This window comes from Parafrankia soli (assembly GCF_001854695.1).
Taxonomy (GTDB): domain Bacteria; phylum Actinomycetota; class Actinomycetes; order Frankiales; family Frankiaceae; genus Parafrankia; species Parafrankia soli.
Window position 1 is genome coordinate 1 of record NZ_MAXA01000262.1, and the last position, 21,924, is coordinate 21,924.

Here is a 21,924-nt window from a genome sequence, read left to right on the forward strand (position 1 = left end):
GACGGTTTCCGGACCTGCGAGCAGCGCATCGTCAGCTACCGAGCGAACCATCAGCTCGTGGGGAACTGAATGAGGAGATCACCAGGACTCGCTCGAGACCACGGATTCAAGCTCTCTAACTGCTCGCGGGTTCAGGCTTCACGGAGGCCGGTCTCGGTGATAGTCCGACGGATGCCTTCCGACAAAGAGGTGGGATGCCAGCCGAGTTCCCTCTGCGCTTTGGATGAGTCGGGCGTGGCGTTCCAGAGCAAGTACTGAAGCTGGCAACGGGCGATCGGTGGTGGTCGACGGGTGATCTTAGCGACCGCCTCACCTGCCACAGCCATCGCAGTCATCACTGGTGTTGGAATAGTGATGACCGGTGCACGGCCACGACCAGCGACCTTGGCCACAGTCCGCGCGAGGTGCATCACCGTCGCATGCTCGTCGCAGAGGATGTAACGCTCGCCCGACCGTCCGCGTTCGGCGGCGAGCAAGTGCCCCTGGGCCAGACCCTCGGTGAAGACCACCCCAAACCCGCCCGAGGGGACGGCTGGTAGCAGTCCGCGCAGTACAGGACGGAACATCTGTGTCTCCATCGAGGCGTTACCGGTCGTGCCAAGGCCGTAAACTGTCGCTGAATTGGCGAAAACTACCTCCATGGCACCGGCCGTCGCGAGCACAGCCCGTTCGGCCTGCTGCTTCGACCGCTCATATGCCGTACTTTTCGCTCTGACGGCGAGATTCGTCTCGTCGAAATGGCCGCCTGGCGGCGCGTCGAATACATCGATCGTGCTGGTGTGGACCATGCGGATCACCCCGGTGGCCGCCGCGGCTCGAGTGAGATTCACCGATCCCCGCACATTGACCCGTTCGAACAACGACGGGTCCGCCAACCACTGCTCCGGTACCCCCATCGCATTGTAGACGATCTCGCAGCCGTCGCACGCGTCCGCCAGCGAAGACGGATTTGTGACATCTCCAGGTACGAGCTCGACTCCCGGAGGCAGGTCCATACCCGCCCTGTCGAGATCTCGGACGAGCGCCCGCACCTCATGACCAGCGGCCAGGGCAGCCCTGACTACGGCACCGCCGACCTTACCCGTACCTCCAGTAACAAGTACTCGCACCCGGAAAACTCTATAGCGAGATCAGTCGACTGCGCTCGCCGAAACGGCGACCCGATTTTTCCTACGCGGCCACGGCATCCGAGTCGTCTCTCCGGGGAGATATGCGCCGACGATCTGACTTCCTGTTGGTACCTGGTATGGGCGACAGCCCGACACGGGAAATTTACTCAGAACTCCGGGTCGGTATGATAACGACGAGGCTCCGGCGGGAGAAGTCCGACCTGTTCGGCCATCAGAACTTTCGTTTCCGGCGAGTTCTTGGCAGGCCCTGACGGTCAGAATACACAATTCCCGGGAATCCGTCAGCCGGATTGGATGGCCTCCAGAGCAGCGGCTACCGTGGCTGCCGAACAGTCCCGACCGGGATTGGTTCGCGAGAAGCACGCGAGGCGCTGCAGGGCAGCCTCGCGCCTTGGCCCTGTTACGGCTCTCCCCCATGCAGATTCGCTCACCGAAAATGCCCCACAGTTTGCTTCGCCGGCGTTTGACCGTCATCCTGGACAAGCCCCGGAACATGCCACCCAACGACCGTGCCCGAAATGCATAGATAACGGCGGTCGCGCGGTGGAGATTCTCGATGGCGTTACCGATCAATACTTGGCCTGAGTCGACGGCCATGCTCGACGCAGCACCTTCCATATCCGTGCGGCGCCCAGGGCCGGCGGAAGCACGCCCAACTGAGCGGCGACAGTCCGACCCGCATGTTCCTRGACCAATGATCCTCGCCGCCCACTCAGAATCATAGGAGGAAAAGTGGACATCCATACTCTCAGCGATATCGAGGAGATCAAGCAGCTCAAGGCTCGCTATCTGAGACTGGTGGACGAGAAGAACTGGGACGAGTGGGCCGACGTCTTCACCGAGGATCTCTGTGCCTGGCTCGGCGATGTCCCGGATCAACAGCTCAACAGCCGCGACGAATTCATCACCTTCATCCGGCGGGCGATCGGCGCGGCGGTCACAATCCATCACGGCCACATGCCGGAGATCGAGATCAGCGGACCTGACACAGCTCGTGGAATATGGGCGATGTACGACTATGTGAAGTTCACCGGACCCAACGGGATTCTAGAACTGGATGGTTACGGACACTATCGCGAAGAGTATCGGAAGGGTGCTGACGGCCGGTGGAGAATCTGCTCGCTGCGTCTCACTCGGATTCTGGGAATGGTTGAGCAACTTGAAATGATGTCGAAAAAGCCTACCATCCCGGCTAGCCGGGATGCATCGAGCGAGGACCAGCTCGTCCAGCTCTGACGCCACAGAATCGCGCCGCCGGACCGAGCGCTGCGACTCCCCCGGTCCGGCGGCGTCACCTCGCCCCATCTCTCGCATGTCGCCCTCGCCTGTCGCGCCGCCCCACGTCTGTGTCAACCAGGAGCCCCGGCCCCCGCCCTCGGGGCCGGCCGGCCACGCCATCCCCTCCCGTGCGTGCGGAGGGGCTGGCTGAGGGTTCGGTCCCAGTGTCCGCGTACTTAGGACGGCCGCAACTCTACCCTTACGTTAGGGTTGAGTAGGGCGTGTGCGGCCAGTGATCTCATCGGTATGAGAATCGCAGGCTGCACGTCGCCAGGTGCCTGACCGGAACCACATGGATCGAGAGGACAGCGACGCGTGACGGATCCCAGCCCGGCTGGAACACCGAACCTCCTCCGGCTTCCCCTCCAACGACAACGACGGCCGGGCCGATCCGGCACCCGGACCCTGGACCACGCGTTCGACCCTCGGCACAACAACCTCAACGCGCTGCGACTCACGCTCGCGGCGATGGTGGTGATCTCACACTCCTGGGGGTTCGTCCACGACGAGGACGACCCGCTACGCAACCTGACCGGCGGGCCGGAAGCAGGCACGATCGCCGTCGACGGCTTCTTCCTGCTCAGCGGTTTCTTGATCACCCGGAGCCAGCTCCGGGCGCGTTCGACCGCGCGCTACCTGTGGCACCGTTTCCTACGGATCCTGCCCGGGTTCTGGATCTGCCTGGCGGTGACCGCCGTCGCGATCGGCCCGTTGCTGTGGCGGCTCGAACGAGAGACCTTCTCCGGCTACCCCTGGGCGGGGCCCGATTCAGCGCTGACCTACGTCGTCGCCAACGCCCTGCTCCGGATGAACCAGTTCAACATCGGTGACCTCCGCGCCGGAGGTGCCCTCGATGGCTCCCTGCATACCCTCTTCTTCGAGGCGCTGTGCTACGTGATGATCGGTGTCCTCGGGGCGGTAGGAATCCTGCGCCGGCGCCGGTCAGTCGTCCTCGGACTCGGTTCCGCCTGCTGGATCCTGGCCGCCGCAGACGTCGTCTCCGGCTCCGACCGGCTCGCCGACACCTATACCCTCCGTTTTACCTCGATCTTCCTCGTCGGCGCGATCATGTCCCTCTACGCCGACCGCATCCCCCTCACCCGACCACTGTTCGCCGCAAGCTGCGCCCTGCTCACGATCGCGCTGATGGCCCCATCCACCTATCTGCTCCTCGGTCCCGCGCCCATGGCCTATCTCCTTCTGCGGGCGGGCACCGGCCGCCGCCTCGAGCGGGTCGGAATACGCCGTGATCTCTCCTATGGCATCTACATCTATTCCTGGCCCCTTCAACTCGTCCTACTCGAAGCAGGTGTCGGCGACGACAACGTCGCCGTCCACGTCGTCGCTTCGATCGTCCTCTCCGCTGCTGCCGCCGCCGTGAGYTGGCACCTTGTCGAAGCACCCGCCCTCGCACTGAAATCGGCGGCGGCGCCGTCCTGGCTGCGACCGTGGCGGGCTAGCACACAACCTGCCGCGGAAAGCGGACAGCGCTGACAAACGGATCTGCGAAGCAGCACTCTTCGACGACGTGACCAGTCGATATCCACCCCGGTATAGGGGGCACGACGCCGCGCCAGCGCACCACAGCGGATCCTGACGTCCGACCAYGGCACAGGGCCATACGGCGCTGCCGGCAGGCACGATCCCGCGGAGGCCGAAGAGGACCGGTCGGGTATCCCGGCCGAGCAGGTGTGATGCCGTGGCCGCCGGGCTGGCCTCCCGTCTCGCCTGGATTTGCCGAGGCTCGATCGAGCCCGCGATACTGCCGTAACCCTTACGCGGGGGAAGGGTAGCCCTGATGGTAGCTCATTACCCTGGTTTGCCGTCCGACGGTTGATCGACAGATCCGAATCGTCAGGACCAACCTGTGCCTTCCCTCCGCACCCGGCAGATTCGAGCAATCCGACCGACAGGGAGAACAGCGTTCGTATGGATGGAAAAATGCGTCCCCTCAGTGCTGTGGAGCATGCTTTGCTCGACTATCAGGCGACCTATCCAGGAATGCCGCTCAACGTGTGCACCCTGCTTCTCGCCGAAGGCCCGTCACTAAGTCTGGAAGAGCTGCGGGATTTCGTCGCCGAGCGGATCAAGGTCCTCCCGGACCTCCTGCGGCAGCGCATCGTGCGTCTGCCGGGCCGGCGCGCGCGGTGGGGCTGGACGGTCGACCCCGACCTCACCATCGACGATCTCGTCCGGGAACGGCTGCTGCCGCCGGGCAGCGGGCGAGCGGGGCTGCGGGCCGCCCTGGGCGAACTCGTCGGATCGCCGGTGCCGGTATCCGCGCCACCCTGGCAGCTGTGGCTGCTGCACGGACAGGACGACGGCTTTGCCCTGCTGTACCGCGCCAGCCACGTACACCAGGATGGCGCGGCGAAGAACCTGATGATCGCGACACTGTTCGGCGCCGATTCGGCACCGTCGTACGGTACGGAACCAGCGCGATGGCACCCCCAGGGCCGTCCCGGCCCACGGGCGCTGGGCGCCGCGATCCACCGAACCGGACAATGGCTGGCGCCGACACCCGCACCGGCGGCGCTCACTGGACCCGCGGGTGGAATGACCCACTCGTGGGTGTCGACTCCCCTGCGGCGGCTCCAGGCGATCGGGCTGGCGGGTGGCGCGACGGTCAATGACGTGTTCCTGGCCGTCCTCGCCGGCGCCCTGCGCGCATGGCTGGCGGACGACGACGGGCCGAGCTCGGATGTGGGCGCCACGATGGCGGTCAGCACCAGGCGGCCGGCCGAACACCGGCTGCTCGGCAACTACGTGGCGGGTGCCCGCGTTCTCCTCCCCTGCTCCGTGGAAGCCCCGGTCGAGCGGCTGGCCGCCGTCCGGGCCCGTACAGTGCAACTGAAACGAGGCGGCCATCTCGGGATCGGCGAACGGCTTCTCTTCGACGCGCTGCCCGCACGGCTGCGCCGGCACGTGCTCGCCAGAGGGCTCGGCACCCGCTCGGCGGCGCTGTCCCTGTCGAACGTGTTCACACCGTCGGGCCCTCCTCGGTGGCGGGCCGCCCCCTGCATCATGCTGTGCCAATACCGTCACTGTTCGCGGGGCAGCGCCTCGCGTTCCATCTCGGTGGTGTCGATGGTGTCGCCAGCGTCGGTGCGGCGATCAGCGGCGCCCTGCATGGGCTGGCGGATCCCGCCCAGCGGTGGCTGGCCGAGCTGCGTGTCCTCGAGGTCGCGCTGGGGCTGTCCGCCGCCGGATCGAGCCGGCCGGTTATCCCCGCTCGCCGATCGGGTGGGGATAACCCGGCCTCACAGGACCGGTCAGTGATGGGCGGCAAACTGTCCAGCGGTGCGCCCGTGCAGGTCGGAGCTGGCCTCGTTCAGACCGATCATCTCGACGTCGACACCGCGACCGCGGTACTTCGCCGCAACCGCGTCGAGGGCGGCGACGGCAGAGGTGTCCCAGATGTGCGCGTCGGTGAGGTCGATGACGACTTTGGGAATGAGATCGGCGTAGTCGAAGGAGTGAACGAGTTCGTTGGTCGAGGCGAAGAACAAGTCCCCGGTCAGCGCATACACACGGATGCCGCCGTCGGGGTCGAGGACGTCGGTCACCTGAACGATCTGAGCGACCCGGCGAGCGAAGAACACCGCTCCCAGCAACGCTCCGGCCAGCACCCCGAGTGCGAGGTTGTCCGTCGCGACCACCACGACGACGGTGACCACCATGACCAGGGTCTCGCTGCGCGGAACGGTCCGTAGCGCCCGCGGGCTGATGCTCGCCCAGTCAAAGGTGCTGATCGAAACCATGATCATGACGGCGACGAGCGCTGCCATCGGGATGACGGAGACAACGTCGCCGAGCGCGGTGACGAGGATCAGCAGGAACAGTCCCGCGATGAAGGTCGACAGGCGCGTCCGTCCACCGGACTTCACATTGATGATCGACTGCCCGATCATGGCGCAGCCCGCCATGCCGCCGAGGAAGCCGGTGCCGATGTTCGCCAGTCCCTGGCCGCGGCACTCGGCGTCCTTGTCCGAGCGGGTGTCGGTCATGTCGTCCACGATCTGCGCGGTCAGCAGAGACTCCAGCAGGCCCACCGCGGCAAGAGTGAACGCGTACGGAGCGACGATACGGAGAGTCGTCCACGAGAACGGAACGCTGGGCAGTCCCAGAACCGGCAGCGCGTCGGGGAGATCGCCCATGTCGCCGACGGTCGGTACCTCGATGTGACCGACGGTCGCCACCACGGCGATACCGATGATGGCCACCAGCGGCGCCGGCACGACTCGGGTGAGCCGAGGGAAGAGATAGATCACCATAAGTCCAGCCGCGATCATCGGGTAGACAACCCATGTCTCGCCGACGATGTGCGGGAGCTGGGCGAGGAAGATGAGGATCGCGAGCGCGTTGACGAACCCCACCATGACCGGACGCGGCACGAAACGCATCAGCCGCCCCGCCCCGATCAGCCCGAGAACGATCTGCACCACGCCGGTCACCACCGTCGTCGCGAAGAGGTACTCGACCCCGTGTTCCCGGACAAGGGGCACCATGACCAGCGCCATCGACGCGGTTGCCGCCGAGATCATCGCCGGACGGCCACCTGCGATCGCGATGATGACCGCCATCGAGAACGAGGCGTAGAGACCCACCTTGGGATCCACCCCCGCGATGACCGAGAACGAGATCGCCTCGGGGATCAGCGCCAGCGCGACCACCAGACCAGCCAGCAGATCCGCGGTGGGATTCGCCAGCCACGCCGCCTTGAAACGCCCCCATACCGCGGCCCAACCAACATCAGAAGACAACAAAACTACTCCTCGCATACGAGTAGACACTCGGCGATACGCGAAGCCAAGCCGCGGCAGGGTCGTCGACCATACGGAACGGAGTCACTTCAGGCTGCGGGCGTGGCGACGTCCACAGCCGCCGGTTCACGGACATCACTGACGGCAAGAATCTCCTGACCCCAGGCCCGCAAGGGTGCACCAGCCCATCCGGGACGGTGGCTCGCACGCCCGAACAAGGAGTCGCCGAGGGCGTGGTAGCCGGTGGTCTCCGTAAGGGGCCCTCGGTCACCACCGCCGGCCACCAACCACGTGGAACCGAGTCGAGATCGCCATGTCGCCTGCGAGACGAACGGTCCGGCGGGCGTCCGCCTGAGATTGTGACGTGCCGTACCTGTACGAAAGTACGGTCGCCCCACCCGCCGATCGGCCGACCCAACTCAGGCCCGTCCTCCGATGAACGCCGGCAGCGCCGTCAGAAACGATCTGGGGCATGACGACATCTTGGGCAGAAAACGGCGGCTCGCGCCGACCGGGTTTCTCGCACCCCGCGCTGTCCCGACGGTGAGGGTGCATGTGGCGGTTCGCACCGTCCCCGTATCCCAACCATCTCGGTGCACCACGCACTCCGATGATGTCCGGAGCCGGACAATCAACGTGGTTGCCGCCCAACGGATCATCCGGCGTCGCCTGGCCAGCCCGGTCCACGTCGCCGCCACCCGTCCGCCCGCGGCCGGAACGACCCGATGAAGGCGATCGTCCAGAACGGCTACGGCTCGCCTGGCGTCCTGCGGCTCGGTGACGTCGCCCAGCCCGCCCCGGCCCAGAACGAAGTGCTCGTGCGGGTGCACGCGGCGTCGCTCAACGCCCGCGACTGGCACGTCATGCGGGGCGACCCCTACATCGCCCGCCTGATGCTCCCCGAGCTGCCACTGCGCGGCCCGAAGAACAGAATCCTCGGCACCGACTTCGCCGGCCAGGTCGTCGCAGCCGGTCCCGACGTGACCGGACTGCACCCCGGCGACAACGTCTACGGCGAGGCCGACGGGGCGTTCGCCGAGTACGTGTGCGCTCCGCGGGACGTGCTGGGCGCCATGCCGGCGAACCTGACCTACGAGCAGGCAGCCGCGGTGCCACTCGCCGGCAACACCGCGCTGGTGTGCCTGCGCGACGAGGCCGGTCTGACGGCCGGCCAGCGGCTCCTGATCAACGGCGCGTCCGGCGGCGTGGGGACGTTCGCGGTGCAGGTCGGCAAGGCGCTCGGCGCCGAGGTGACCGCCGTGTGCAGCGCCCGCAACACCGATCTCGTGCGTTCGCTGGGCGCCGACCACCTCATCGACTACCGGCAGGAGGACTTCACCCGCACCGGACGGCGCTACGACGTCGTGTTCGACCTGGTGAGCAACCGTTCCCTGACCGCCCTGCGTCGGACGGTGGAGCCGGACGGGACGCTGGTGCTGTCCGGCGGGGGAACCTCCACCGGGGTCAGCCTGATCGGCCCGATGGGCCTGTTCATCCGGGGCATGCTGGCCGCGCGCTTCGTGCCGCACCGCCTGATCGCACCCACGCCGAAGCCCACCCCCGACAGGCTCGCGGCACTGCGCGAGCTGATCGAGACGGGCCGGATCGCACCGGCCATCGACCGCACCTACCCGCTGAGCGAAGCACCGGAGGCCATCCGCCACCTCGAAGTCGAACACGCTCGGGCGAAGGTCGTGCTCACCGTGTAAAGAACGACGACGGTCCAGGTCCCGACCAGTGTCGGACAGCCAAAGCATCACCATGCCGAAGACCGCGCCCGCCACGGCGAGCGCCGGGACGCCGCACCGGCCGCGGAGCCCGTTGCCGTGTCTGGTCCTGCGCACCTCAGGCTCGCCGGTACCGATCTGGATGACGGCTCGGGCTTCTGCTGGCTTCTTCTTCGCCTTGGCGACCTCCTGCAGGACCGACACTTCTCCGAACACGAAGTCGGTCTGGAGCTTGGTGAGGTAGTCGTTCAATCTGCGGTGCAGGTCGTCGGCGGGGAAGTTGGTCAGGACATCGTTCGTGGCGATCGGGGAAGCGACCCGCTGCCGCTTGGTCAGTGTTGGTGAGGAGCATCGGCAGGACGGACACCTGTGTCATCGGCAGCCGCTTCCTGGAACACATCCGGGATGCCGTCGGCGTCCTGGTCGGTCGTTTCCTCCTGCTCGATCCTGCGGTACATGCGGTTACGGGCCCGGAGTACCACCGCGGCGAGTGCGGCGGAGACCAGGGATCCGAGGAGGATCGCCGCCTTGGCGTGGTCGTTGCGTTCGGTCCCGTCGCCGAACGCCAGCTCGCCGATGAGCAGCGAGACGGTGAAACCAACCCCGGCGAGCAGCGCGACACCGAGAACGTCCCACCAGGACAGGCTCTGGTCCAGCTCGGCACGCGTGAACCGAGCCAGCAGGAACGTGGAGCCCAGGACCCCGACCAACTTGCCGACCACGAGCCCCAGCGCCACGCCCATGCCCGCGGGGTCGCGCAGCGCCGCACCGATCCCCCCGCTGCCCAGCGACACCCCGGCCGCCATAAACGCGAAGATCGGCACGGCTACGCCGGCGGACACCGGCCGCCAGAGATGTTCGAACCTCTCCGCCATCCCCACCCGTTCCCCTGGCTCCGGGCGGGCAGGCACCGCGAACCCCATCAGCACACCGGCGATGGTCGCGTGCACCCCCGAGGCGTGCATGAGCGCCCACCCGACGACGGCAAGCGGCACCAGTAGCCACCAGCGGGTGACACCCCGGCGGACCAGCAGTGTGAACACGCCGATCGTCGCGACGGAACCGGCCAGCGGCGCCGGGTTGAGCGAGTCGACGAAGAACACCGCGATGATCATGATGGCGAGGAGGTCGTCGACGACGGCCAGTGTCAACAGGAATGAGCGGAGCGCGACCGGGAGATGGGTGCTGATGATTGCCAGCACGGCGACCGCGAACGCGATGTCCGTCGCGGTCGGCACTGCCCATCCCTCGGGCGCCCCGTTCGTGGATAGTCCGTTGACCAGGGTGTAGAGCAGGGCGGGCATCGCCATCCCGCCGACCGCCGCGACGATCGGCAGGGCCGCGCGGCTGGGTGATCTCAGCTCACCGAGGACGAACTCGCGTTTGAGTTCGAGGCCGACCACGAAGAAGAAGATCGCGAGTAGGCCGTCGGATGCCCAGTGCGCCAGGTTCAGGCGCAGATGCAACGCCTCCGGCCCCACGTAGGTGCCGGTCAGCGTCGCGTACGCCTCGCGCCAGGGCGAGTTCGCCCAGACCAGCGCCACCGCCGCGCCGGCCAGGAGTAGGAGGCCGCCGACCGTCTCGCTGCGCAGCACGCCGGTGACCTGCTGGGTACGGGACCAGGTCGGCCGCGTCAGGAGCCGGGCGGGGAGAACGCCGGACTGATCCCGGCCTTCCGGTGTCGGGGTGCCAGACGGTGCGGCGGACATGCACATCCCTTCGGAAGGTCCAGTCGCATGCGGCATCCCTGCGTGCGTCCCATGACCACCTCGAACCGGTCACACAACGCACACAGACCAGACGCATCTTCATGCCGACCAGACTTCCCGGCGCACCGTCTCCTACGGTATCGGCCAAGCCCACCGCTGTCCGGACGCAGTGGCCCGTCCCACGCCCCAGACACGCTCACAGCCGGCTCTCCACGTCCGGGTGGACCGAGTCCCAGCTGGCGAGGTTGGCGTACCCGCTGACGACGAAGAAGATCGGCATGACCTGCCGCAGCCAGGTCGCCAACCAGCCGAACGGAACCTGGTCGATCGGATTCGGGGCATCGCCAGATCCCGTCCGGCGTGCGATGGTGACCCTCGGTGCCAGACTACGACTACCGAGATCGCGACTGCGCGGGCAAAGTCGACGACCTGGTTGTGGTCGGTAGAAGTCGCCGCGGCGAGTCTGGCGAGTGCCGCGCCGACGCGGTTCGTTCCTGCCCACATTCCGTGGCGGTCCGCCGGTCAGGCCGGACCGTCCCGGCCGACCATGTACGGTCCGGTCGATGCCCCTGGTTCCCCATTTGCAGGGACGGCGGATTTGGTAGCGCCGTCGAGGTGGTGGGTGAGGGTATCGGCGAGGMGGATCATCTCGATGGGCACGGGGAACACCAGGGTGGAGTTTTTCTCAGCGGCGACGTCGACCATGGTGGACAGCACCCGGAGTTGCATGGCGGCCGGGTGCTGCTCGAAGGCGGTGGCAGCCTCGCCAAGGGTCCTCGCCGCGCCGAGTTCCCCCTGCGCGTGGATGATCTTCGCGCGGCGTTCCCGTTCGGCCACGGCCTGGCGGGCCATCGCGCGGCGCATCATTTCCGGCAGCTCCACGTCCTTGATCTCTACAATGGTGACCTTGATCCCCCAGGGGTTGGTGACGTCGTCGATGATCCGTTGCAGGTCTTGGTTGATCTGGTCGCGTTTGACCAGCAGCTCGTCGAGGTCCACCTGGCCGAGGATGCTGCGCAGGGTCGTCTGGGCGACCTGGGAGGTGCCCACCATGTAGTTGTTGATCGCAACAACGGAGCGGACCGGGTCCACGACGTTGAAGTAGGTGACCGCATTGACCCGGATCGTGACGTTGTCCTTGGTGATGACGTCCTGCGGCGGGATGTCAGTGGTCACTGTGCGCAGGTTGACCTTCACCATCCGATCGATGATCKGGATGATGAAGAACAGCCCCGGGCCTTTCGCGTCGATCACTCGGCCGAGCCGGAAGATCACCCCCCGTTCGTATTCGTTGACGATGCGGACCGCGGCGACGAGCAGGATCAGTAGCACCACGATCGCGATTCCCAGCCCGTAGGCGAGCGCCGTGTTCATCTTTCCTTCTCCTCGTAAGCGTGGGTGTCCCCGCCGCGGTTGTCGGTGGTCCCTGGGCTGGCGTGGCCGTGCGCGGGCTCGGTGTCGACGAGCAGGGTCAGGCCGTCCAGTCCGGTGACCCAGGTGCGGCTGCCCTCGACCAGCGGAGCGGCGGTGCTGCGGACCTGCCACCAGGCCCCGCCCAACCGTGTCCGGCCGTGTTCCCCGTCCACGCCCTCGACCGTCACCTGCTGGCCGATCCACTGACCGGCACCGGTGGTGGTCGACGGGGTCTTGCGGATGCGCAACGCGAACCGGCCGGCGACGACCGAGGCCAGCCCGACGACGACGGCGACCGGGATGAGCAACGACAGTCCGGTGGACAGGCCTGGTGCGTCGGGGAACAGGAACACTCCGGACAGCACCAACGCCGCCGTGCCGGCCACGGCGAACATGCCGATTCCGGGGGCGAGGACCTCCGCGGCGAACAACGCCAACGCGAGGCCGAGTAGAAGCAGCCCAGTGACGTTCACCGGGAGCAGGGCGAGCGAAAACAGTGCGAGCAGGAGACAGATGCCACCGACGGCGCCGCCCGCGCCGACGCCGGGGCTGGCCAGTTCGTAGATGATCGCGAGGGTGCCGATGGTGAGCAGGAGGTAGGTCAGGGCGGGATTCGCCAGCCAGCCGAGAACCGTCCGCAGGACACCGGGTTCGTAGGACTCGACTGTCGCGCCGGCGGTGGCGAGCCGTACCGGGCGTTCACCCGGCGCCACAGCGACCGTCCGCCCGTCGGCGTCCGCCAGCGCCTGCGGGAGGGAACCGGCGAGCAGGTCGACGACATGGCGCCGGACGGCCTCCTCCGCCGGCAGCGACGCTCCGTCGACCACAGCGGCTCGGGCGAACCCCACATCGCGGCCCCGCAGCTGCGCTACCGACTGGGCGTAGGCCGCCGCGTCGTTGATCACCTTGGTGGACGCGGTCTGGCCCTCGCCGGTCACCGGAGTCGCCGCGCCGATCGTGGTGCCAGGCGCCATCGCCGCCATGTGCGCGGCAAACGTGATGACTGCACCTGCGGAGGCCGCCCGCGCACCCGCCGGGCTCACGTACACGATCACAGGCACCTCGGCGGCGAGGAACTCCTGCACGATTTCCCGCATGGCGGAGTCCAGCCCGCCAGGGGTGTCCAACGCGAGCACGTAGGCCTGGTAGCCGCCGGCTTCCGCCTCCGCCAGACCGGTCTTGACGTCGTCGGCGGCGACCGGGGTGATCGCTTCGTGCACCGTGTGCACCAGGACCCGCCGGTCCCCCTCCCGAGCGTGGGCGGCTGTCGGGGCGAACGCCAGCAGCACGAGCGCCGCCATGACCACCGCGCCGGCCAGGCCCTCCAGCCGGCGGTGCATGTCACGGCCCGCTGTTCCGGGGCGGCCCCCGTCGTCTGCACTGCTGGTCCGAGCGGCCGAGGTCCGGGATCTCCCGGCGGCTGTTGCCGGCGGTGTAGCGACGACGGCGGCGCTCGACCGCGGCATATGCCCCGAATCCGATCAGCACTATGGCGGGAAGCAGCGCCGCCCAACCGTTCAGTAGGAACGCCGCCGCCAACAGAACGATCAGGACGACGGCCAGGAGACGCGCCCTGCGCCACTCCACCTCGCTATCCCGACGCAGGGGAACAGATGAACCCGACGGTGACGCCGCCGGCCGCGGCGAGTCAGCCCGGTGGTGGCCGGTATGCAAGGACACCGGCCGACCGGACTGGCCGGGCTCCGCCGATCCACTCCGGGATCCGCTGCCGGCAGCCCCAGCAGACATGCCGCGAGGATCGCGGGGGCGATGGTCCTGTCGGATGTGCTGTTCAAGCTCTCCACGGGAACCGAATCGCAGCGCGCACAGCTGGCACCCCACCGTGTGCATCATGTCGGGCTCCTTCCGCCGCAGGTCATCCGCAGATCCCCGACGAGAACCGATCCGCRCAGACCGCCCGCGGGCAGGGGCGCCAGGGAGGCTCATGATCGGCCCCGCTGTGGGATCCGCCACGCGCTTGCTGGCGACAGCCCGGTGGGTCACGCGCCTACCGACCTGATTCCACCCACCGGGCATGCCGGAGACGTTCCGGGCCGGCCAATCTGGCGGGCCCGGCTTGCCGGGTTCGGGAAACACCAGCAGGTGCGCACAGGCGCGTTCCCCAGCGTCTTTGACCGGTGGGCTGGTGCACAGCGTGCCCCTGGCGCCTCCCGTTCTGCCGGCGCCCGGCAAACCTGGCCACGGGAAACGTCCCGCCCGGCCGCTTCGACCCGCTGCACAGCGACGTGGACCGCGACAGCGAGCAGCCGCTGCTGCGGGTGACCGGCCATCTCGACGACACCACCGCACCCCTGCTCAGCGCGATGCTTCACCACGTCGCCCTGACCGACGAGCGTCCCCTCGTCGTCGACCTGGCCGGTGCGACCTCGGCGGACCAGCAGGCCCTGCGCCAGGCGCTGTCCCACAACACTCATCGGTTCGCCCCGGCCAGCACCACCGACCCCACCGCGGACGGGAGGGCGACTCCGCGTCCAGTTTCCGTCCGCGGGCTCCCACCTCCCGACCACCGGGCAGGAAACCAGTGTCCGGACGGTAGGCGCAGGCAGCCGGCCGGGATGGACCCGACGCGGTATGGCGAACGATGCTCGCCGTGCCCCTGGCCCTGCCACCGGTCAGTGCCCGCCGCCGCAGACACCGGGAGGAGGCGATGGTGAACGACCGAACTTCCAACGGTCGGGCGCCCACGGCCACGCCCGCCAACACCGATACCACCGCCGCGATCCTGACCGCGGCCGCCCAAGAGGCCAGCGCGGACTCCGGGGTCCGCGCCGACCTGCTGGGCGAGTACCTTCCCACCATGCTCGCCGCCGCCGCCACCGGCCGGCGCCCCGACCGGGACGAGCTCGACGCCAGCCGGCGCCTCAGCGCCCACGCCGCGTGCGCAGGAGAGCCGCTGTCCGACCTCGTCGACCTCTACATGAGCGCGACCCGCGCACTGTGGCCCCACCTGCCCCAGCTGGTCAGAACCAGCCGAGCAGCGGCCCTCACTCCACGCGACCCGATGGCGATGGGATCAGCTGTGCTGCGCGCCGCCGACGACACGATGGGTGCGATCGCCGCCGGCTTCAGCGACGCCCAGCGCAGGATGGTCCAGCGGGAGGAGACCCAGCGGCGGGAATTCGTCGATGACCTGCTCGGTGGACAAGCCGAAGTCGGCCGTCTGGTCGAACGCGCCGAGCAATTCGGTCTCCGCCTCGCCAGCGGGCACGTCGTCGCGGTGCTGCAAGCCGCCGATCCGGTGACTGACACCAGCCGGATCACGGCATGGACCGAAGCGTCGCTGCGAACCCGGTTCCCGGACAGCGACCTGTTCGTCACCACCAAGGACGGCCGGCTGCTCACGATCGTCGCGGTCGGCCCGCCCGGAACGGCCGCCGCGAACGGCGCCGTAGCGCGGGTCGGGGAATCAGTCACCGTCGTCGCACGCCGCGCCTACGCCGCATCGCATCGCGCCCCCGCCTGGCAGGTCGGGGTGGGACGGCCACACCCAGGCCCGCGCGGGGTGCTGCTGTCCTACAACGAAGCCCGCGAGGCCCTCGACCTCGCCGGCCGCCTCACCATCACCACCCCGCTCGTCGCCGCCGGCGACCTCCTCGTCTACCGCGTCCTGCTACGCGACCAGGCAGCGATGGCGGACCTGGTCCGCGCCGTCCTCCTGCCCCTGGAGCAGGCGCACACCGGCCCCGAACCGCTCCTGGACACGCTGTCCGCCTACTTCGCCTGCGGCTGCGTCGCCGCCGCAGCTGCCCGACAGCAGCGTCTGAGCGTCCGAGCGGTCACCTACCGGCTGTCCCGCGTCCGGGCCCTGACCGGATACGACCTCACCGTCCCCCTGCACCGGCTCACCGTCGAGGTGGCCGTCATCGGCGCCCGGCTGCTCGGCTGGCCCACCCAGCCGCTACCACCACCCGACCAGGCCTGACTCAGCCGCCGCGCACCCCGCCCGAACCGGACGGACAAGGATGGGATGGGACCGCCGTTGCCGTTCGCGGTACCCGCCCCCTCGGCTGTCCAGCCTCGTTCGTTCGGCGAGTCTGCCGGACATGGGAAAGGCGGCGGACCTAAAACGTTCCGGGCCAGGCAGTTCCCGGTCGCCGGTTCGCGGGCATCGCTGGAGAGGTGACCGCACCTACCTTCGGCGCTGCCCGAGCCGCACCGTCGTCTACCGGTCCGCTTCGGGCGGCCCCTCGGCGACGTCCTGAGAGCGCCGGGTTGTCGGATGGGAACGGGATGGATGACGCATTGGGCCGCTCACTTCACCTCCAAGCGACGACGTTCGCGGTTGTCGGCACAGGGGGTCTCGCCGCCGCGGCCAGCTGGGGAGACATCCCGTGGGGCAGCCTGACCGCCGTCGCGATTCCCGCCTTTCGTGGGCGCTGGCGTCGCGGTGCTCCGCGACCTGGCGGCCACGCTCAGCAGCCGCCGCGCAAGGCATGCCGACTCCGCCGACTTAAGCATTAGCCGGCCATGGGAGAGCCAGGCTGGGAGCTGCGGACAGGGCCGGTTGGGACGGTGGCATGACCACGCCTGGCGGGCGTCGGACAATGCGCTCGTTAAGATCGTCGAACGGGATGCCGGCGGCGCGTTGCTGCTGGTCGGCGAGTTGCACTGCGCGGGCATGGCGCCTCGGCCGGACCGCGCAGCCGCCCTGCTCGCCGGCCTCCGCATGTTCGGCGACCGGCCGGTCGCCGAGGTGGCGGACAGCGTGTGTTGTCACGCAGCCGCATGGCCAACACCCGTGAGCTGGCTCGCGTTCGCGATGATCGGGGTGTTGCCGGATGGCCGGATCGAGGTCGTCACCGCGGGCGGCCCGGAGCCACTTCGCCTGTGCGGGCGGCAGGACCTCGACGTCCTCGAACCTACGGACATCACCGCACCCGTTTTGCCGTGGGAGCCGGAGACCGTACCGCGCCGATCGGTGCTTGCGCCGGCCGAACGCCTCCTGCTCTGTACCGACGGCGTCCTGGCAGCCAGGGACCGGCTCGGGACGGTCTTCCGCCTAGCCGATCATCTCGACGTTCTCGCACACCCCGATCTGCAGGAAGCCGTGGATGGCCTGTGGAACCGGCTGCGGCGCCACATCGGCGGTCCACCGCCGGGCGACGCGGCGGTGTTCCTTGCGCAGCGCAGGTCCTCGGCGTCGCCACCGGCGAAAACCTCATCGACAGAGCACGACCTGTCCCGGTTTCCGGTGAGTTGATACCGACGGTTCAGCCCCCTGGGTTAGCAGGCGCATCCGCCGCCACAGCCGCAGGCTGTGCTGGCCCCTTCCGCCGCGCGGGCCGCGGCGGCTCCGGCGGTGAGCAGCCCTGCGCCGACGAGCAGCGGGAGTGCGCAGCACGCCGCGCAGGCGACGACGGCCAGCGCCACGGACAAGGTGACCCGCCGAGATGAGCGCGTGTCCTCGCCGGCGGCGAGGACACGCGCTCATTCGGCCGGGTGCGGGCTGGTGTTATGACGGTCTTCGCCGGTCGGGGTGCTCACGGGTGTCTCCTGACGGTGAGAGGGCCGGAGGGGGTGCCGTCGAGGTCGTCCGGGCGGCTTGTGGCGATCTCGACGAAGGGCAGCGGGCAGTCGGCGCAGGTGCAGTGGGTGAGGCTGTCGCACCCGGCGTCGATCACCGTGGTGAGCGCGGTCCGGATGGTCGCCAAATGCTCAATCTTGGTGTTGATCTCGTCGAGTTTCGCGACCGTGCGTTCCTTCAACGCGCCGGTGGGATGACGGCGGCGGGCGGTGTCGAGGAGCTCGGCGACCTCGTCGAGGGTGAACCCGAGGCGCTGCGCGGCCTTGATGACACCGAGCAGGCTCACCGCCTCGGCCGGGTAGAGCCGGTGCCCGCCAGGGGTGCGCACGGGTTCGGCCAGCAGTCCCCGCTTCTCGTAGTAGCGCAGCGTCTGGGTGTTCACCCCGGCGGCGGTGGCCAGTTCGCTGGTGCGCAGGCCACCGGTCACGCTCACGGACCGGTCCGGGACACGGCCGGAGCGATGCGGGATTCGAGCCAGTCCAACGCGTCCACCCGCGACGCCGGAACGCCGACCTCGACCACGACCGTGGGCCCGGACGGCGTGATGGTGAACGCGAAGAACGAGCAGCACGATGACTCTCGCCCGGCCAGGTCCCGAACCTCGGCCTCCACCCCGCCGGCAGCGCTCAACGTCAACGCCAACGACGTCGGACGCCGACGAGTCACCTCGACCAGCGCGTCGGTGAACAGCCTGTTCCACTCGGCCAGACGCAACGGCTGCTGTTCGGTGGGCAACGTGCACCCGGCGGGTGCGCATCCGTTCACGGCTGTCTCCTTCGGCCTGGGCGCCCCGCGGCGAGCACCTCGAACCGACGGTAAACCTGTACCCGGGTACCGGATGCAACCCAGGACGCCCCACCACTGTCCCGGCGAAGTTCCCAGGTCAGGATGGGCGGGAAACCCGCATGTCCCGCCCAGAGCGAAGGAGAGACTGCGTGACCGACCAGGTCGTCGCGGCGATGGAACGCCACCAGGTCGCGTTCTACCTCGGCGCGATCGCCGCCGGCGACCTGCTCCGCTCGCTGCGCGCCGGCAGGTTCCTCGCCGCCACGCTGACCGTCAACTTCCTCGCCGTCCCCCTCGTTGTCGCCGCGATGTTCCCGTTCCTCCCCGACAACCAGGCGCTGCGCCTGGGCGTCCTCCTGGTCCTGCTCTGCCCCTGTGTCGACTACGTCATCGTGTTCAGCGGACTCGCCGGCGCACGCAACCAGCAGCTGCTCGCCGCCACACCCTGCTCCTCGTCGCCCAGATGCTGCTGCTACCCCTGTTCCTGCTGCTCTTCCTCGGCCAGGGGCTCGCCGACGTTGTCGACGCCGGTCCGTTCCTCGAAGCGTTCGCGTTCCTGATCGTCGTCCCACTCGCCCTCGCCTGGGCCCTGCAGGCATGGGCCACCCGTCACCCCCACGGACACGCCACCGCATCAGCCCGCCGGCATGACCATGGTCCCGCTGATGATCGCCACCCTGCTGACCATCGTCGCCTCCCAGGTCCCCAAACTCGACGACAACCTCACCGACATCGCCGGCGTCGCCCCGTTCTACGCCCTGTTCCTCCTCCTGATGGCCTTCGCCGGCCTCGCCGTCGCCCGGCTGTTCCACCTCGACGTCCCCGCCGCCCGCGCGGTCGTGTTCACAGGTGCTACCCGCAACTCCCTCGTCGTCCTCCCGCTCGCCCTCGCTCTACCCGACCAGCTCGCCACCGCCGCTGTCGCCGTCGTCGCCCAGACCCTCATCGAAGTCATCGGCATGGTCATCTACGTCCGGGCCGTCCCCCGGTTCCTCCCACAGGACAGGCATCCCGCAGCGACCCGCCACGGCGACGACCACACGCAGCCCACAGGCCACGCCCGACCGTCCACGTAGCTGCCAATGCCTTCGTGGCGCACCATGGCGATGCCCCGCCCGCCAACCCCCGGTGAGCGGGGCGTCACCAGGTCCGGGGTCCGACCAGCACCGGGACCGGCGTCCTTGAACGCGGGATCAGACGCTGGCATTGACCCGGGCGCGTGCACCCCTTCCCCCCTCTACCTCAGTCGCGCCATCCCGCAAGGCACGCGACGCGACAAGCCCCGCGCCCGGCCCGACGCCCCGTGTCGCGGCCGTCGCCGCGTGCCGGACCGGTTCGGGATGGTCACCCGCCGACGACCGCGCCGGCGGCGAGCAGGACCGAGTGGCCGACCTGCCACCAGCCGAGTTCCTCGGCTGCTTACGGACCCACTCTGGCCCGCAGCGGTGGTCACCAGGACACCGTGTCAGGGCTGACGGTCGTGAACGCCGAAGTACTGCCATCTCGACCGGCGGGCGGCCGGCAGGGAGAGACGCGCCTTTACCCGGCGTGCGGACGCGCCTTCGCTGCCGCGGGGCGGGCGGGTCGCCCGGACCCGGACAGGGCGCGCCGTCGATGCCTCCGCGGGCCGTACACGGCGGCCCTGGTGGCGCTGACCTGCTGTTTTGATGGCCGCAGGGCTCATGGCGGGGGCGGCAGTAGGCGTTCGGGAGTAGCCCGTACAGTGCCGTACGGCCAGTTGAGACACCGTTGATCGAACGGTCCCTACGCTCGCAGCAGAGCTCGCCACCCCGAATCAGGAACCGGCAACAGCCGCAGCCGCGCCGGACGGTCGTGGCGGCCATGAGGCAGGGAACTCCGCCGTCCGCGGCGTCACTGTGATCATGATGTTGGTAATGGGGCTCAGTTTCCTTTTCGGCTTCGGCAACTCCTGGGCCTTGGGCCTCCATCTGGGGGTACCGCCGTACGTCGCGCTACTTCTGGTAGTCGGTGAGGTAGATGAGGGCGGCGGTGTCGTAGGCGTCGGTGGCTGACCCGGTGGTCTGACCGGTGGCCAGGCGGGTGTCGGTGTAGGTTTCGGAACCCGCCGCCGAGCACCGCACTGAAGATCATCCGCACGGGTGTGGCGAACCGCCAGACCAGCACCGGACGTCGCTGCCCGCGGCCGTCGTCCTGGTGTTCGCGCCGGTCGAACTCCACAGCCACCGGTGCGGGCACCGTCGAAGCCGGGCTACTCACGCCCTGCCCTCGACCGTGACGGAGGCCAGGTCCAGTGCGCTGAGCCGATCGGGGTCGACGATGGCGTAGATCTCGGCTATCCGTTCGCCGGCCACGGTGAAACCCATCAGCGAGATCGGCTGGTCGTCGAGGGTGATCACCACTCCCGCGGCGCCGTTGACCAGCGCTGGGCGCACCGCCGCCGTGGGCTGGGCGAACATGAGCGCCCTGCGGGCGACGGCCGCTGCCCCACGGACCACCGCGGTGGCCTGCGGCCGGGTGACTCCGCCGTCGGCACGCAGGACGATGTCGGGGTCCAGCAGCTCGACGAGGGCGTCGAAGTCGCCGCCGCGGGCGGCGGCGAAGAAGGCGTCGACGACCCGGCGCTGGACGATGCGGTCGGCGTCCGGGGTGGGCGCGCCCAGCGCCCGCACCCGACGGCGGGCCCGGCTGGCCAGCTGACGTGCCGCGGTCGGGGTGCGGTCGACCATCGGTGCGATCTCGTCGAACGGCAGGCCGAACATGTCGTGCAGCACGAAGGTGAGCCGCTCGGCGGGCGTCAGGGTATCGAGGATGATGATCAGTGCAAGTCCGACCGACTCCGCGAGCAGAACTTCCTGCTCGGGCTGTTCGGACTGCCGGGCGCCACCGGCCGGGTCCGGGGCGACGAGCGGGTCGGGGACGTACACGCCGATCGGATCCTCGGTCCGTACCCGACGAGCCCGCAGCATGTTCAGGCAGATCCGGGCGACTACAGTGGTGAGCCAGCCGCCCAGGTTCTCGATCTCACCGGCGCCGGGCCGGTTCAGCCGCAGCCAGGCGTCCTGCACCGCGTCGTCGGCCTCGTGCAGGGAGCCCAGCATGCGGTAGGCGACCGCGCGAAGGTGCCCGCGGTGTTCCTCGAACCGCTCGGCGAGCCACTCAACTTCTTCCATCGGTCACACTCCTCGGTCGACGCGTGTCATAGCGATGACCGACGGCAGTCGGCCCGTGTGACAGGAAGGGTGAGCAGATGTCAGCGATGCTACTGAGAACCAAGGTGAAGCCTGAGAAGGCCGCCGAGGTCGAGGCCGCTGTGAAGTCGTTGTTCGCCGCGCTGGACCAGGCGCGACCCCAGGGCATCCGTTACGCCTCCTACCGGCTTGAGGACGGCGTGACCTACGTGGTGCTGCTGCAGGTCGAGGAAGGCATCGAAAACCCGCTACCGAAGGTGCCTGAATTCCTGGAGTTTCAGCAGAACCTCAGGGGATGGCTCGCCGAGCCGCCGGCTCCCGAGCAGCTGACGGTCATCGGGGACTACCAGTCCTGACCGATGCTGGCCGGCGCCGGACGCAGCTCCGCGGCGGGCGTTTCCGC

General features: G+C 68.7%; 19 protein-coding genes. 9 read left to right on the forward strand and 10 right to left on the reverse strand.

All coding sequences use genetic code 11. The annotated features are described in order from the left end of the window. Positions 1–131: 131 nt before the first annotated feature. Entirely contained in the window at positions 132–1,109 is a 978-nt protein-coding gene (locus BBK14_RS30895; RefSeq protein WP_071066694.1) for an NAD-dependent epimerase/dehydratase family protein, read from the reverse strand. 753 nt (positions 1,110–1,862) lie between these two features. On the opposite strand from BBK14_RS30895, the gene BBK14_RS30900 reads away from it, so the two are divergent. The 3 genes from BBK14_RS30900 to BBK14_RS30910 all read left to right on the forward strand — a co-directional run bounded on the left by BBK14_RS30900 (position 1,863) and on the right by BBK14_RS30910 (position 5,687). Continuing rightward, a complete protein-coding gene (locus tag BBK14_RS30900; protein ID WP_116430187.1) occupies positions 1,863–2,366 on the forward strand; it encodes a nuclear transport factor 2 family protein in 504 nt (167 codons plus the stop codon). Between the two features lie 357 nt (positions 2,367–2,723). After that, complete coding sequence (locus BBK14_RS30905; RefSeq protein ID WP_241831990.1) at positions 2,724–3,902, forward strand: acyltransferase family protein; 1,179 nt, start codon at positions 2,724–2,726, stop codon at positions 3,900–3,902. Positions 3,903–4,379: 477 nt separating this feature from the next. Continuing rightward, entirely contained in the window at positions 4,380–5,687 is a 1,308-nt protein-coding gene (locus tag BBK14_RS30910) for a wax ester/triacylglycerol synthase domain-containing protein (protein ID WP_071066695.1), read from the forward strand. On the opposite strand, the gene BBK14_RS30915 is transcribed toward BBK14_RS30910, so the two are convergent. Further along, positions 5,681–7,171, reverse strand: coding sequence for a SulP family inorganic anion transporter (locus BBK14_RS30915; protein ID WP_338045528.1), 1,491 nt, complete (start codon positions 7,169–7,171; stop codon positions 5,681–5,683). The genes BBK14_RS30910 and BBK14_RS30915 overlap by 7 nt on opposite strands. Positions 7,172–7,896: 725 nt before the next feature. On the opposite strand from BBK14_RS30915, the gene BBK14_RS30920 reads away from it, so the two are divergent. Next, the gene (locus BBK14_RS30920; RefSeq protein WP_071066697.1) at positions 7,897–8,880 is read left to right on the forward strand and encodes an NAD(P)-dependent alcohol dehydrogenase; all 984 of its coding nucleotides are present in this window, start codon (positions 7,897–7,899) and stop codon (positions 8,878–8,880) included. Between the two features lie 350 nt (positions 8,881–9,230). Here BBK14_RS30920 and nhaA read toward each other — a convergent pair whose 3' ends face one another. The 4 genes from nhaA to BBK14_RS38605 form a co-directional block, all read right to left on the reverse strand. Next, positions 9,231–10,607 carry a Na+/H+ antiporter NhaA gene (gene nhaA, locus BBK14_RS30925; protein ID WP_241831991.1) on the reverse strand — a complete coding sequence of 459 codons (1,377 nt, stop codon included), beginning with the start codon at positions 10,605–10,607 and terminating at the stop codon, positions 9,231–9,233. 522 nt (positions 10,608–11,129) lie between these two features. Further along, positions 11,130–11,981, reverse strand: a complete 852-nt coding sequence (locus BBK14_RS30930) for a slipin family protein (RefSeq protein ID WP_071066698.1) — start codon at positions 11,979–11,981, stop codon at positions 11,130–11,132. Beyond that, the gene (locus BBK14_RS30935) at positions 11,978–13,360 is read right to left on the reverse strand and encodes an NfeD family protein (RefSeq protein WP_071066699.1); all 1,383 of its coding nucleotides are present in this window, start codon (positions 13,358–13,360) and stop codon (positions 11,978–11,980) included. Before BBK14_RS30935 ends, BBK14_RS30930 begins: the two co-directional genes overlap by 4 nt. A 1-nt stretch (position 13,361) precedes the next feature. Next, entirely contained in the window at positions 13,362–13,607 is a 246-nt protein-coding gene (locus BBK14_RS38605; protein ID WP_071066700.1) for a hypothetical protein, read from the reverse strand. Positions 13,608–14,688: 1,081 nt separating this feature from the next. Between BBK14_RS38605 and BBK14_RS30950 the strand changes: the two genes are divergently transcribed. Next, complete coding sequence (locus BBK14_RS30950; RefSeq protein WP_083391372.1) at positions 14,689–15,963, forward strand: PucR family transcriptional regulator; 1,275 nt, start codon at positions 14,689–14,691, stop codon at positions 15,961–15,963. Between the two features lie 465 nt (positions 15,964–16,428). Next, on the forward strand, positions 16,429–17,241 hold the full coding sequence (locus BBK14_RS30955; RefSeq protein WP_157904368.1) for a SpoIIE family protein phosphatase: 813 nt from the start codon (positions 16,429–16,431) through the stop codon (positions 17,239–17,241). A 280-nt stretch (positions 17,242–17,521) separates the two neighbouring features. Here BBK14_RS30955 and BBK14_RS40965 read toward each other — a convergent pair whose 3' ends face one another. Both BBK14_RS40965 and BBK14_RS40970 read right to left on the reverse strand, forming a co-directional pair. Beyond that, on the reverse strand, positions 17,522–17,998 hold the full coding sequence (locus BBK14_RS40965; protein WP_241831992.1) for a MerR family transcriptional regulator: 477 nt from the start codon (positions 17,996–17,998) through the stop codon (positions 17,522–17,524). Then, positions 17,995–18,330, reverse strand: a complete 336-nt coding sequence (locus BBK14_RS40970; RefSeq protein ID WP_071066704.1) for a hypothetical protein — start codon at positions 18,328–18,330, stop codon at positions 17,995–17,997. The genes BBK14_RS40965 and BBK14_RS40970 overlap by 4 nt, the downstream gene beginning before the upstream one ends. A 170-nt stretch (positions 18,331–18,500) precedes the next feature. On the opposite strand from BBK14_RS40970, the gene BBK14_RS40975 reads away from it, so the two are divergent. Further along, positions 18,501–18,911 carry a hypothetical protein gene (locus BBK14_RS40975; protein ID WP_241831993.1) on the forward strand — a complete coding sequence of 137 codons (411 nt, stop codon included), beginning with the start codon at positions 18,501–18,503 and terminating at the stop codon, positions 18,909–18,911. A gap of 105 nt (positions 18,912–19,016) precedes the next feature. Then, positions 19,017–19,427, forward strand: a complete 411-nt coding sequence (locus BBK14_RS40980) for a hypothetical protein (protein ID WP_241831994.1) — start codon at positions 19,017–19,019, stop codon at positions 19,425–19,427. A gap of 897 nt (positions 19,428–20,324) precedes the next feature. Here BBK14_RS40980 and BBK14_RS41500 read toward each other — a convergent pair. Together BBK14_RS41500 and sigJ are read right to left on the reverse strand one after the other, a co-directional pair. Then, on the reverse strand, positions 20,325–20,453 hold the full coding sequence (locus tag BBK14_RS41500) for a hypothetical protein (RefSeq protein WP_275078527.1): 129 nt from the start codon (positions 20,451–20,453) through the stop codon (positions 20,325–20,327). 132 nt (positions 20,454–20,585) lie between these two features. Then, positions 20,586–21,503, reverse strand: a complete 918-nt coding sequence (gene sigJ, locus BBK14_RS30975; protein WP_071066705.1) for an RNA polymerase sigma factor SigJ — start codon at positions 21,501–21,503, stop codon at positions 20,586–20,588. Between the two features lie 104 nt (positions 21,504–21,607). Here sigJ and BBK14_RS30980 point away from each other — a divergent pair, with 104 nt between their 5' ends. Continuing rightward, entirely contained in the window at positions 21,608–21,877 is a 270-nt protein-coding gene (locus BBK14_RS30980) for a hypothetical protein (RefSeq protein WP_131802472.1), read from the forward strand. Positions 21,878–21,924: the final 47 nt, after the last annotated feature.

Coding starts and splice junctions, on each gene's coding strand:
- BBK14_RS30920 (WP_071066697.1), top strand. CDS start 7,897: ATGAAGGCGATCGTCCAGAACGGCTACGGCTCGCCTGGCGTCCTGCGG.
- nhaA (WP_241831991.1), bottom strand. CDS start 10,607: ATGTCCGCCGCACCGTCTGGCACCCCGACACCGGAAGGCCGGGATCAG.
- BBK14_RS30935 (WP_071066699.1), bottom strand. CDS start 13,360: ATGCACCGCCGGCTGGAGGGCCTGGCCGGCGCGGTGGTCATGGCGGCG.
- BBK14_RS30950 (WP_083391372.1), top strand. CDS start 14,689: ATGGTGAACGACCGAACTTCCAACGGTCGGGCGCCCACGGCCACGCCC.
- BBK14_RS40980 (WP_241831994.1), top strand. CDS start 19,017: ATGATCGCCACCCTGCTGACCATCGTCGCCTCCCAGGTCCCCAAACTC.
- sigJ (WP_071066705.1), bottom strand. CDS start 21,503: ATGGAAGAAGTTGAGTGGCTCGCCGAGCGGTTCGAGGAACACCGCGGG.